This window comes from Dactylosporangium sp. NPDC050588 (assembly GCF_040654975.1).
Lineage (GTDB): Bacteria > Actinomycetota > Actinomycetes > Mycobacteriales > Micromonosporaceae > Dactylosporangium > Dactylosporangium maewongense.
Genome location: NZ_JBFAJA010000048.1, coordinates 52,759 through 65,461 on the forward strand (window position 1 = coordinate 52,759; position 12,703 = coordinate 65,461).

The 12,703-nt window shown below is 73.0% G+C and carries 8 protein-coding genes; 7 read left to right on the top strand and 1 reads right to left on the bottom strand.

The annotated features are described in order from the left end of the window. The first annotated feature begins 392 nt into the window (after window positions 1–392). The 5 genes from AB0I21_RS30525 (at window position 393) to AB0I21_RS30545 (ending at window position 8,688) form a co-directional block, all read left to right on the top strand. Window positions 393–3,020, top strand: coding sequence for a discoidin domain-containing protein (locus AB0I21_RS30525; RefSeq protein ID WP_360566315.1), 2,628 nt, complete (start codon window positions 393–395; stop codon window positions 3,018–3,020). Window positions 3,021–3,407: 387 nt separating this feature from the next. Further along, window positions 3,408–4,610, top strand: coding sequence for an FAD-dependent monooxygenase (locus tag AB0I21_RS30530; RefSeq protein ID WP_360566317.1), 1,203 nt, complete (start codon window positions 3,408–3,410; stop codon window positions 4,608–4,610). A 103-nt stretch (window positions 4,611–4,713) separates the two neighbouring features. After that, on the top strand, window positions 4,714–7,368 hold the full coding sequence (locus AB0I21_RS30535) for a hypothetical protein (RefSeq protein ID WP_360566319.1): 2,655 nt from the start codon (window positions 4,714–4,716) through the stop codon (window positions 7,366–7,368). Beyond that, the gene (locus tag AB0I21_RS30540) at window positions 7,355–8,038 is read left to right on the top strand and encodes an ABC transporter ATP-binding protein (RefSeq protein ID WP_360566321.1); all 684 of its coding nucleotides are present in this window, start codon (window positions 7,355–7,357) and stop codon (window positions 8,036–8,038) included. Before AB0I21_RS30535 ends, AB0I21_RS30540 begins: the two co-directional genes overlap by 14 nt. Beyond that, entirely contained in the window at window positions 8,035–8,688 is a 654-nt protein-coding gene (locus AB0I21_RS30545; RefSeq protein WP_360566322.1) for an ATP-binding cassette domain-containing protein, read from the top strand. The genes AB0I21_RS30540 and AB0I21_RS30545 overlap by 4 nt, the downstream gene beginning before the upstream one ends. A 302-nt stretch (window positions 8,689–8,990) precedes the next feature. On the opposite strand, the gene AB0I21_RS30550 is transcribed toward AB0I21_RS30545, so the two are convergent. Next, entirely contained in the window at window positions 8,991–9,959 is a 969-nt protein-coding gene (locus AB0I21_RS30550) for an MBL fold metallo-hydrolase (RefSeq protein WP_360566324.1), read from the bottom strand. A 67-nt stretch (window positions 9,960–10,026) separates the two neighbouring features. Here AB0I21_RS30550 and AB0I21_RS30555 point away from each other — a divergent pair, with 67 nt between their 5' ends. Next, window positions 10,027–11,559 (top strand): AMP-binding protein, encoded by a 1,533-nt coding sequence (locus tag AB0I21_RS30555; protein ID WP_360566325.1) that lies wholly within the window; start codon window positions 10,027–10,029, stop codon window positions 11,557–11,559. Beyond that, complete coding sequence (locus AB0I21_RS30560; protein ID WP_360566327.1) at window positions 11,546–12,697, top strand: acyl-CoA dehydrogenase family protein; 1,152 nt, start codon at window positions 11,546–11,548, stop codon at window positions 12,695–12,697. The genes AB0I21_RS30555 and AB0I21_RS30560 overlap by 14 nt, the downstream gene beginning before the upstream one ends. The last annotated feature ends 6 nt before the right edge of the window (window positions 12,698–12,703 follow it).

Below are 12,703 nucleotides of genomic sequence, written 5' to 3' on the forward strand. Positions count from 1 at the left end.
GCGCCTACCCGACGACGTCATCATCGTCCGGCTGTGTTGCGACGTCTGAACAGCCCTCTGGACGCCTGACCCAGGCCCGCGGCCCGGTCGTGGCCAACCGCTTCAGAGAGCGCTCCCAGGTGCGTGTACTCGGCGGGTGTCGCAGGTCAGTGGTGCGTTGCAGCGCCCTGGCCTGCGCTGGGGACGGCAGTGCTCAGAGGTCGTTCGTTCATCGTGAGGCATTGACACCTCTCCAAGGAGCGGTCAAAGTGACGTCTGCGAGAGCGCTCTCTCACACCCCTGACACACCGCCGACACCTCAGCGTCACGAAGGAGTCCCTATGGAATGGTCGGAACCCCGCCCCGGCCATAGCCGTTCATCCGGATCATCGACGAGCCGGCGCACCCTGCGCATGGCCGCCATCGTGACCGCGGTAGCGGCCATGCTGGTGACCTACATCGTCGTGGTCACGACCCGCGCCAACGCGGCCGAGACCCTGCTGTCGCAGGGCCGGCCGACGACCGCCTCGTCGACGGAGAACGCCGGTACCCCCGCCAGCAGCGCGACCGATGGCAACACAGGCACCCGCTGGTCGAGCGCCTTCAGCGTCCCGCAGTGGATCCAGGTCGATCTCGGCTCCGCCCAGTCGATCACCCGGGTCGCACTGAACTGGGAGGGCGCGTACGCGACCGCCTACCAGATCCAGACCTCCGCCGACGGCAACACGTGGACGAACATCTATTCCACCACGACCAGCACCGGCGGTCAGCAGAGCCTCCCGGTCACCGGCACCGGCCGCTACGTGCGCGTCAACGCGACCGCGAAGGCGACCCAGTGGGGCGTCTCGCTGTGGGAGTTCCAGGTCTTCGGCGGCACCCCCGACACCCCCGGCGGCTGCGGTACCACCAACGCGGCGCAGGGCAAGACGGCCACCGCGTCGTCGACGGAGAACGCCGGGACCCCGGCCTCGGCCGCGTTCGACGGCAACACCGGCACCCGCTGGTCCAGCGCGGCCGCTGACCCGCAGTGGCTCCAGGTTGACCTGGGCTCGGCCGTGTCCGTCTGTGGCGTCTCGCTGAACTGGGAGGCCGCGTACGCGACCGCCTACCAGATCCAGGTGTCCACCAACGGCACGAGCTGGACGAACATCTACAGCACCACCGCCGGCACCGGTGGCGTGCAGACCCCGGCCGTCACCACGACGACCGGTCGCTACGTGCGCGTGAACGGCACCGCCCGGGCCACCGGGTATGGCTATTCGCTCTGGGAGTTCCAGGTGTTCACCGGCTCCGGCCCGACGACCTCGGCCTCGCCGTCGCCCAGCACGTCGTCCAGCACGCCGACGCTGCCGACCTCCGACACGCCCGACTTCGGTCCGAACGTGCGGATCTTCGACCAGTCCACCCCGGTGGCGACCATCCAGTCCGCGGTCGACCAGGCGTTCAACGCGCAGCTGCGCAGCCCCACCGCGCAGTTCGGCACCCAGCGCCACGTGTTCCTGTTCAAGCCCGGCACGTACGGGCGGGTCTGGGCCAACGTCGGCTTCTACACCACGGTCGCCGGTCTCGGCCTCAACCCCGACGACGTGACGATCAACGGTGCGGTCAACGTCGACTCCGGCTGGAACTACGGCGACGAGTCCAACGCGACGCAGAACTTCTGGCGCAGCATGGAGAACCTGTCGATCGTGCCGGAGGGCGGCATCAACCGGTGGGCCGTCTCCCAGGCCGCCCCGATGCGCCGCGTGCACATCAAGGGCAACCTGACCCTGGCCCCGTCCAACCAGGACAACGGGCAGGGCTACTCCAGCGGCGGCTACCTGGCCGACTCCGTCGTCGACGGCTACGTGACCTCCGGCTCGCAGCAGCAGTGGTACACCCGCGACAGCCGGATCCAGCGCTGGGACGGCGGCGTCTGGAACATGGTCTACTCCGGCGTGCAGGGCGCCCCGCCCAACGCGTTCCCGAACCCGCCGCACACCACCCTCGCGACCACCCCGGTCACCCGGGAGAAGCCGTACCTGTACGTCGACAGCGCCGGCCTGTACCGCGTCTTCGTGCCGTCCATCCGGCGCAACTCCGCGGGTGCCACCTGGCCGAACACCCCCGGCACCTCGATCCCGATGCGGCAGTTCTACGTCGCCAAGCCCGGTGACAGCGCCGCCCGGATCAACTCCGCCCTCGCCCAGGGCCTGAACCTGTTCTTCACCCCGGGCACCTACTCCCTCGACCAGACGATCCGGGTCACGCGGGCCGACACGGTGGTCACCGGCATCGGCTACCCGACCCTGATCCCGGTCAACGGCGTCGAGGCGCTGAACATCGCCGACGTCAACGGGGTCAAGGTCAGCGGCCTGACCTTCGACGCCGGCACGACCAACAGCCCCACGCTGATGACCGTCGGCACGGCCGGTGCGCACACCGACCACGCGGCGAACCCGATCAGCATCCAGGACGTGTTCTTCCGCATCGGCAGCAGCGTCCAGGGCAAGGCCACCACCACCCTCGCCGTGCACAGCGATGACACGATCATCGACCACATCTGGGCCTGGCGGGCCGACCACGGCGGCGCACCCACCGGCTGGACGGTGAACACCGGCGACACCGGCCTCCTCGTGAACGGCGACGACGTCCTCGCCACCGGCCTGTTCGTCGAGCACTACCAGAAGTACGAAGTGATCTGGAACGGCAACCGCGGCAAGACGATCTTCTTCCAGAACGAGAAGCCGTACGACGTGCCCAACCAGGCAGCGTGGATCGGCCCCCGAGGCAACGGTTACGCCGCCTACAAGGTCGCCGACACCGTCACCGACCACGAACTGTGGGGCGGCGGCGTGTACTGCTACTTCAACGTCAACCCCGCGGTCCGCGTGGACCGAGGCTTCGAGGTGCCCAACCGGACCGGCGTCCGGCTGCACAGCGTCATCACCGTCTCCCTCGGCGACGTCGGCACCATCGCCAACGTCGTCAACGACACCGGCGGCGCCGTCCCCAACCCGGCCGGCAACACCACCCCGCGCCAGGTCGTGAACTACCCCTAACCCTCCAACCCCAACGCAACACTGACGTGAACCAGGCGGCCACCGGTGCACCCCGCACCGGTGGCCGTCCGGCCGCGCCCCGGCGTTCGCGGCATCCGGCGACGCCCGCTGGCACCGACGACGACGGTGAACCGGCTGCCTCCGGTACACGTGAAATTCGGGCGTGGCCGGTCACCTCCCGTGCCACCCTTGCCCGACGTCAACGCTGCGAAGGAGAGCCTGTTGACAGCCCGAGACCGCGTCCAGGATCTCAACCAGCTGTTCGCGGGCGTGCGGCGATCCCACCGGGTTGTGCCGCGACCGAGCGAAGCCGAGTCGACCGCGCGGCCACCCTCCCCTGTCAACCAAGGTTGACAGGGGGTTGTGTGTCAAGTTAGGTTGACAGGCATGTCGACCCTGGCTGGCGCATCGGTTCTTGACGTGGTCGTTGTCGGCGCGGGGCCGACGGGGCTGCTGCTCGCCGGCGACCTCGCCGGTGCGGGCGTCCGTGCGGTCGTTCTCGACCGCATCGCCGAGCCGGTCCAGATCCCGAAAGGGAACGGCGTTGTCGGTCGGGGCGCGCTGGAGTTGCGGCGGCGCAGGCTCCTTCGGGGCACCGGGCTGCGGGTGGTGCGGCCACCGCGGTTTCGCTTCGGGCCGTTCACCCTCGAACTGGGCCTGCTGCGCGGTCCGCTGCACGTGCTCCCGGTGCCGCAGCACCGGCTGGAGAGCCTGCTGGCGGAGCGCGCCGTGCGCCTCGGTGCCACAGTGCTGCGTGGGCGCGAGGTCACCGGGTTCGAGCAGGACGGCGACGGGGTGACCGTCCAGGCCACCGCCGAAGGCTCGTCCGTCGAGCTGCGCGCCCGGTACCTCGTAGGCTGCGACGGCGCGCACAGCTTTGTGCGCAAGAGCCTCGGCATCGGCTTCCCCGGCAGCACGAGCACCAACATCTCCCGGCTGGCCCGGGTCACCATCCCGGCGGGAGCCGCGGCCAGGGTCGGCGATCACATCCAACTGCGCGGCATCGGCCGGCTCGTGCCATTCCAGCCCAACCGGACCGGACACGGGTCGATCACCATTGCCCCCGCCGATGTGCTCGACCGCTCTGCCCCGGATGACGTGTACATCGTCAGCACGCACGAACCGCGCGGTGACAGCGAGCCGAGCAATGAGCTGAGCGACGACGAGCTGCGGGCGAGCCTTCGCCGCGTCCTGGGTGCCGATCTGCCGTACACGACGGCCTCTGCCGCGAGGAGCGTCGTCGCGAACAGCCGGCACGCGGAACGGTACCGCGACGGCAGAGTCTTCCTCGCCGGCGACGCCGCGCACATCTTCAGCGCCGGCGGCTCGGCCATCAACGCCGGCCTGCTCGACGCGGTCGCCCTCGGCAAGACCCTCGCCGCGGTGCTGCGCGGCGCGGCGCCGCAGACCCTGCTCGATGCCTACCAGTCGGAGCGGCACCCCGCCGCGCAGCGCACCCTCGCGCTCACGCGCCTGCAGGTCGCGCTCGAAGCCGGCGACGAGACCGGCGAGGCGCTCCGCGACGTGCTCGGCGGGCTGGTGCAGGACCGCGCCACCGCGCGCCGGATCGCGACGCTCATCGAAGGCTGAGCGGCGCCGCGCGGACGGTGGGGCGGGGCAACCGGGAGCGGGTGGTGCGGGTCTATCTCACCGATGGTCATGTACGTTGCGGGCCGGAGGATGGATGCGCGGGATGGCTCGTGGCGGGTGGCTGTCGCTGGCGCCGTGGCGGCGGGCGCCGTTGTTGCTGCTGCGGCGGCCCAGTGTGGCCGTCGCGATCGCGGTCGCGACGGCGGTGGCGGTCCTGCCGGCGGCGGCCGGTCCGTTGTTCCTGTCGTCGGCCGGCAGCGCGACGCTGCGGGCGAGGACCGCCGCGGTGTGCCCGGCGGCCCTGGGATCGCAGGTGATCGCGCCGGAGCGGCCCGTCGACCCCGCCGTGCTGGCGGCGGCGGTGACGCAGGAGGCGCAGGCCGCGGCGGACGGGCTCGGCGACCCCGCCGTGACCCTGGTCAGCGCGCAGGTGGCGGTCGGTGACAACAGGGTCAACATCGCCGGGCGCAGCGGCTTCGAAGGGCACGTCCAGCGGATCGCCGGTGGTCCCGGCCACGGACTGTGGCTGCCTGACCGGTTCGCGGCCGAGCACGGGCTGCGGCCCGGTGACACCCTCACGATCTCCCCGAACGTCGAGGCGTGGACCGCCGACGGCCGGCGGCAGGTCTGGCAGCCGACGGCGGTGCCGGTCGTGGCGATCTACCGGGACCTGCGCGACCGGTCCGGCGACGACCCGTTCTGGTGCGGCATCGCGACGCTGTACCGCGGCGACCCGGCCCAACAGGCGGGTGGCCTCGGCAGCGACGTGCCGGTGCTCGACCTGCTCCTCGCCGACCGGGCGACCATGCTGGCGGTCGCGAGCGGCGCGCACATCCAGACGGCCCAGCGCATCGAGCGGGCCCCGGCGACGATCGACCTGACCGCGCCCGAGGCGACCCGGCTCGCCGCCGGCATCACCGCGATGCACGACCGCCTGCGGACCACCGCGTACGACGGCCGGATCCTGTACCGCACCGCCCTGCCACCGCTGGCGGGCCGGGCGGCGCTGGTCGAGCGGGAGCTGCGCGGGACGGTGCTGCCGATCAGCGCCGGCGGCCTGCTGGTCGGCCTGTCGGTCGTGATGGCGGCCGGCGCGTTCTGGGTCCGCCGCCGCGAGCGGGAGCTCGTCGTCCTCGCCACGTTCGGCGCGACCGCGCGCTGGCTGGGGGTCAAGGCCGCCCTGGAGGCGTTGCCCGCCCTCGCCGCCGGCGCCGCGGGCGGCTGGGCCCTGGCCCGGCTCCTCGTCGCGCAGGTGGGGCCGAGCAGTGACGTGTCGGGCGCGGCGCTGGCGCAGTCGCTGATCGCCGCGGTGTCCGGGTTCCTCGTCGCGACGGCGGTGCTGGGCGTGACCGCGGGCGTCGCCTGCCGGCCCCTGACCGGCGCGCCCGCGCCCAGAGCCCGGGCCCGGCGCCGGCTGGCCGTGGCGCCGTGGGAGCTGCTGCTGCTCGCCGCCGCGGCCGGGTACTGGTCCACCGGCGGCGACCGGTCCATGGTGCGGCTCGGCAGCCAGTTCGGGACCATGGTGCAGGTCCCGGCGAAGCTGCTCGTCGTGCCGATGCTGGCGATCCTGTGCCTCTGCGTGCTCGGCGCGCGCCTGGCGACGGCGGCTGTCAGGCGCCGGACCCGCACGGCGACGCCGGTGCGGTCGGCGGTGCGGCTGCTGTACCGGCGGCGGCTGCGGCACTCCGCCGCGGCCGCGGTGACCCTCGCCCTCATCACCGCGGTGCCCGTCGCGGTGGCCGTCTACGGCGCGACGGCGACCGGGACCGTCAGCGCCACGCTCGCCGCGCAGGCCAGGCTCGGCGCCGGCAGCGACGTGGTGATCACCCTCGCCGAGCCGGGTGCGGTCCCCGCGGCCCTCGCCGGCCGGGCCACGCCGGTGCTGCGCCTGGACTACGTGCAGCTCGACGACCAGCAGGTGTCGCTGCTGGCGGTCGACCCGGCGACGTTCGCCCGCGACGCGTACTGGGACGACCGCCTCGACGACACCACCCTCGCCGAGGCGACCCGCGCCCTGCGCGCACCACCCGCGGGCGGTCTCGCCGCGGTCGCGTCCGCGCCGGTGCCGGACGGTGCGGCCACGATGACGTTCGGCGGCGACGCGCCGGTCGAGCTGGACGTCACGTCCCTGGCGGCGCTGCCCGCCCCGCGCGGCGGGTATCCGGTCCTGCTCGTCGACCGGGCGGCGCTCGGCGAGGAGGCGCTCGCCCGGGCCGTGCCGCAGCTGTGGGTGCGCGGCGACCCGGCCCCGATCCGCGCGGCCGTCGACGCGGCGGGCCTGCGGGTCGCGGTGTTCTCCGTCGCCGGCGACCGCCACGCGAGCACGTTCTACCAGCCGGTGACGTACACGTTCGCGTACCTGTCCGCGCTGTCGCTGCTCACCGCGACGGTGGCGATGGTGGGGTTCCTGCTGTACCTGGAGTCGCGGCTGCGCGTGCTGCGGCGCGGCTACGTGATGCTCCGGCTGATGGGGCTGCGCTCGGCGGTGCAGGGGTGGCTGCTGCTGGCGGAGTTCGCGGGCTCCCTCGTCGCCGGGTGCGCGGCCGGGCTCGGCCTGGCGGTCACCGCCGCCGTGACGGTCCGCGACCAGCTCAACGTCGACCCCGCCGCGGCGCCGGGCACCGTGCTGTCCTTCCCCTGGTCGGTGATGGCCGGCCTGCTCACGGCGGTCGGCTGCTTCGCCGTGCTGGTGGCGGCGGTGACCCACTGGCGGCTCACCCGCAGCCGGACCTCGGAGGTGCTGCGTGACATCGACTGAACAGGGCGCCGGCTGCGTCGGGGTGTCCCGCTCGTACCGCGTCGACGGCCATCTGGTGCCCGCCCTGGTGGACGTGGACGTCAGCGCCCCCGCCGGCATGATCACCGCGGTGATCGGCCCGTCGGGCTCGGGCAAGTCGACCCTGCTGCGCCTGCTGACCGGCATGGACAGCCCCGACGAGGGCACGGTCACGATCGCCGGGCAGGACCTCGGCGCGCTGCCGGCGGCCGGGCGTGCCCGGCTGCGCCGGGAGCGGCTGGGGCTGGTGCGCCAGGACCCCGGCGACAACCTCCTCGCCTACCTGACGGTCCGCCAGCATGTCCGGCTCGCCGCGCAGATCCGCGGCGTGCCCGAGGAGACCGGCGAGGCGCTGCTGGAGCCGCTCGGCATCGCGGGCAGGGCGGACCACCTGCCGCACCAGCTGTCCGGCGGCGAGCGGCAACGGGTCGCGATCGCGTTCGCCGCCGTCGGTCCGCCGTCGGTGCTGGTGGCGGACGAGCCGACCGGCCAACTCGACCACGGCAACGTCGACGCGGTCGTCACCGCCCTGCGGGTCATCGCCGACGCCGGCGTGGCGGTCATCGCGGCCACCCACGACCCCGCCGTCTGGCAGCGCGCCGACCGGGTGGTCCGGCTCCAGGCCGGCCGGGTCGTCCAGGAGATGCTGTGACGACGCCGGTGGTGACGACCCACGCGGTCACGCGCCGCTACCCGGGCGCGGGAAGGGTCACCGCGCTCGACGGGGTCTCGGTGGAGATCCACGCCGGCGAGCTGACCGTCGTGGCGGGCCCGTCCGGCTCGGGCAAGACCACCCTCATCAGCGTCCTGGCCGGGCACGAGCGGCCGGACACCGGGACGGTGCAGACGCGGCTCGGGAGCCGGTGGCACGAGACGAGCTTCGTGCCGCAGTCCCTGGCCCTCCTGCCGGAGCTGAGCATCCGGGAGAACGTGGAGCTGCCCGCGCTGCTGTCGGCGCACCCCGGCCACCCGACGGATGAGCTGCTGCGGACTCTCGACCTGGCCCATCTCGCGGACCGGCTGCCCGCGCAGGTGTCCGGCGGGGAGCAGCAGCGCGCGTCCCTGGCCCGGGCCCTGCGCCTGTCGCCCGCGCTGCTGCTCGCCGATGAGCCGACCGGCCATCAGGATCCCGCCCGGGTCCAGCTGCTCCTGGACGTGCTGCGCGCCCACGCCCACGCGGGCCACGCCGTCGTCGTCGCCAGCCACGACGAACAGGTGATCGCCGGTGCCGACCGGGTCCTGACCCTGCACGACGGCCGCCTCGCCGCCGACACCCGCGCCGCCGGGATCCCGCGGGGCTGACGGCGGCGCGGTCGCGCGGGGAGGGGCGCCGGGCCCGCTGGACAGCGCTGCCGGGCGGCGGCACGATCGGGGGATGGTCGAGCCGGATGTCTCGCAGGCGCTGCGGACCGGGCCGTTCGCCGTGGCGTTGGACGTGGCGGTCGAGGCGAGCGGGCTGACCCTGGAGCGGCTCGCCGTGTTGCTGGGGGAGCGTGGTGTCGGGCTGTCCCGGGCCACGCTGTCGTACTGGCGGTCCGGCCGGTCGCGGCCCGAACGCGCCGGGTCGCTCGCCGCGTTGCCGGTGCTCGAGGACATCCTCGCGGTCAGCGGGCGCGGAGCAGGGCCAGGGTGTGCACGAGGGAGAAGCGGCGGGTGCCGCCGCCGAGCTCGTCCCACGGCTTCTTCCACGGTATGCGGCGGGCCACGTCCCAGGCGGTGTCGCCGGGGCCGGCAATGGTCCGGGCCTGGTCGACCTCGGCCTGGTGGAAGGCCTTGAGCTCCTCGGCGCGGCCGGCGACGTCACGGTACGGGAACTGGTGGGCCGGGCAGGCGATCGCGGCGTCGAGGTCCCGGATGCGGTCCAAGGTCCGGAACAGGTCCCCGGCGGGGTCGTCGCCGGGGCGGTTCACGATGGCGAGCTGGGTCGGGCCCTCGGCCATCATCGTGTCGCCGGTGAAGACGAGTCCGCGTGTGTCGTAGTACACGGTGTGCCCGTACGTGTGGCCGGGGGCGTGCAGGGCGCGGATCGTCACGTCGCCGAAGCCGAGCTCGGTGTCGCCGGTGAGCGCGGTGTCCAGGCGCAGCGACTCGTGGTGCTCGGCGACCTTCACCGCGTCGGCGTACATGCCGTCGACGACGTCGTGCGGCGCGCCGGTCAGCTCCAGCGCGGTGCGCAGCTGCTCGAGGAAGCCGCCGCGGACGCGGTGCATCGCGGCGAAGTCGTCGGCGGCGCCCATCATCACCCGGGCGCCGGACACGGCGCGGACCTGGTCGGCGAACCCGACGTGGTCGGGGTGGTTGTGGGTGATGAGGACGGTGCAGATCGCCTCGACGGAGTGCCCGATCGCGATCAGGGACCGCCGGAACGACGCCCAGCAGGACGGGTGGTCGTAGCCGGCGTCGACGAGGACCAGCCCCGCCCGGGTCTCGATGAGGAACACGGTGACGGCCCGCAGCGCGCTGCCGTGCAGGGGCACCGGGACGGCCCACACACCGTCGATGACCTGGGCGGGAGCGGGGACCTCACGGGCGCGGTAGCTGGCGGCGTGCGCCTCGCTCACGGGTATGGACATCGCGGGGACCCTCCCTTACTGTTGGCAAGAACATACCGGATGGTCGGAATTTAGTTCAAGGAGTCCGATGACCGAGGACCGGACCGGTTTCCGGCTGTGGGCAGCAGCCGAACCGGACTTGTGCGCGATCGTGACCGCCGACGACCGGCGGATCTCCTACGGTGCGCTGTTCGCCGAGGTCAACCGGATCTCGCACGGCCTGCGCACCCGCGCGGGGCTGCGGGTCGGTGACACCGTCGCGGCGGTGATGACCAACAGCCCCGGCATGGTCGCGCTGTACCTCGCGGCGATGCAGTCCGGGCTGTACCTGGTGACCCTCAACTACCACCTGACCGAGCCCGAGGTCGCCTACATCCTCGCCGACAGCGGGGCCAAGGTCGTCGTCGGCTCCGAGCGGGTGAGGGACGTCGTCACCGCCGCGACGCCGCCCGGGACGCTGCTCTACATCGACGGGGCCGACGGCCTGGCCGAACTCACGGACGGGATGCCGGACACCAGCCCGCAGGACACCCCGGCCGGCTCGCTGATGATGTACACCTCCGGCACCACCGGCCGCTCCAAGGGGGTGAAGCGCCCGCTCAGCGGCATCGACGCGGACACCGGCGCGCGCACCTACGTGTGGCTGTTCAACGAGTTCGGGATGCAGCGCGCCGCGTTCGGCTCGTGGCTGGTGTCGGCGCCGCTCTACCACTCCGCCAACATCACCCCGGCGATGGGCGCGCTGCACGCCGGCGGCACCCTGGTCCTGATGGACGGCTGGACCCCGGAGGGGTTCCTGCGCCGGGTCCAGGAGCAGCGGGTCACCGGCACCAGCATGGTGCCGACGCACTTCTACCGGCTGCTGCAGCTGCCCCGCGAGGTGCGCGACGGCTACGACGTCTCCTCCCTCGCCTACGTGCTGCACGGCGCGGCGCCGTGCCCGCGGGAGGTGAAGCAGCGGATCCTCGACTGGTTCGGCCCGGTGGTGTACGAGTACTACGGCTCGACGGAGGTCGGCACCACCGTCGCCCGCCCGCATGAGTGGCTCGCCCACCCCGGCACCGTCGGCCGGCCCGCCTCGATCTCCACCCTGAAGATCCTCGACAGCCACGGCGCCGAGGTCCCCGTCGGGCAGACCGGCATCGTGTACATGCGCCAGGGCAACGACAAGGTCGAGTACCACAACGACCCGGGCAAGACCGACGGCGCCCGCCGCGACGGCCTCATGACGGTCTGGGACGTCGGGCACGTCGACGAGGACGGCTTCCTGTACATCACCGGCCGGGCCGCCGAGCTGATCCTGGTCGGCGGGGTCAACGTCTACCCAGCCGAGATCGAGGCGGCGCTGCTCACCCACGAGTGGGTCGCCGACGCCGCGGTCGTCGGCGCGCCGGACCTCGAGTTCGGCGAGGTGCCGAAGGCGCACATCGCTCTGCTGGAGGGCGCCCCCGACGGCGACACGGTCGTCGCGGCGCTGCGCACGCACCTGGAGGCCCGGCTGGCGAAGCCGAAGCGTCCCCGTGACTACGTCGTGCACGACGCCCTGCCCCGGGACCCCAACGGCAAGCTCTACAAGACACGGCTCAAAGAAGGCGAGGTCACCGCGCATGGACTTCGATGACAGCGACACCGACCTGGCGTTCCGCCGGGAGGCCGGCGCCTGGCTCGACGAGGCGCTGCGGGACGTGCCCGACCAGGAGGAGCTGACCCAGGAGCAGCGCGAGCACTGGTCCCGGGTCTGGCAGGACCGGCTGTGCGCCGGCAACTGGGCCGGGCTGTCGTGGCCGGCCGAGCACGGCGGCCGCGGCATGGACTCCCTCGCCCAGGCGATCTTCAACGAGGAGGCGGCCGTCCGCGGCGCCCCCTACCCGCTCAACGGCGTCGGCATGATGCTGGCCGGGCCGACGATCATCGCCCACGGCACCCGCGAGCAGCAGGCCCGGCACCTGCCCGGCATCCTGCGCGGCGACGAGTACTGGTGCCAGGGCTTCAGCGAGCCCGGCTCCGGGTCGGACCTGGCCAGCCTGCGCACCGCCGCGACGAAGGTGGACGGCGGCTGGCTCGTCAACGGGTCGAAGATCTGGACGTCCAACGCGCACAACGCCTCCAAGTGCCTGCTGCTCGCCCGTACCGACGCCGCCGCACCGAAACATCAGGGCATCAGCTACCTGCTGGCCCCGATGGACCGGTTCACGGTCCGCTCCCTGGTGATGATCAACGGGGACACCGAGTTCAACGAGATGTTCCTCGACGACGTGTTCGTGCCCGATGAGGACGTGCTCGGCGGGGTCGGCAACGGGTGGAAGGTCGCCCTCACCACCCTCGCGTTCGAGCGCGGCAGCATGGCCCTGAACCTGTGGGTGTGGGCTCGGCAGGCCGTCGACCGGGCCATCGACGTCGCCCTCGAGCGCGGCGTCGCGAACGACACCGCGTTCCTGGACACGGTCGGCCAGCTGCAGTGCGACGCCGAGGCGGTCCGGATCGGCTCGATGCGGATGCTCGGCGAGACCCAGGCCGGTGGTGTACCGGGGCCGGAGACCTCGGCGCTCAAGAGCCTGTGGGCCGGGGTGGTGCAGAACGCCAACCGGCTCGCGGTGCAGCTCGACGACGGCGGCGGGGTGCTGCTGGACGGCCCGGGCGCCGCCGCCCGGATGCGCCGCTACCTGCGCGCCCGCGCGCACACCATCGAGGGTGGCACCGAAGAAGTCCAGAAGTCGATCCTCGCGGAGCGGGTCCTGCACCTGCCCCGTTCACGCTGAGCGGAG

Coding starts and splice junctions, on each gene's coding strand:
- AB0I21_RS30525 (WP_360566315.1), top strand. CDS start 393: ATGGCCGCCATCGTGACCGCGGTAGCGGCCATGCTGGTGACCTACATC.
- AB0I21_RS30530 (WP_360566317.1), top strand. CDS start 3,408: ATGTCGACCCTGGCTGGCGCATCGGTTCTTGACGTGGTCGTTGTCGGC.
- AB0I21_RS30535 (WP_360566319.1), top strand. CDS start 4,714: ATGGCTCGTGGCGGGTGGCTGTCGCTGGCGCCGTGGCGGCGGGCGCCG.
- AB0I21_RS30550 (WP_360566324.1), bottom strand. CDS start 9,959: ATGTCCATACCCGTGAGCGAGGCGCACGCCGCCAGCTACCGCGCCCGT.
- AB0I21_RS30555 (WP_360566325.1), top strand. CDS start 10,027: ATGACCGAGGACCGGACCGGTTTCCGGCTGTGGGCAGCAGCCGAACCG.
- AB0I21_RS30560 (WP_360566327.1), top strand. CDS start 11,546: ATGGACTTCGATGACAGCGACACCGACCTGGCGTTCCGCCGGGAGGCC.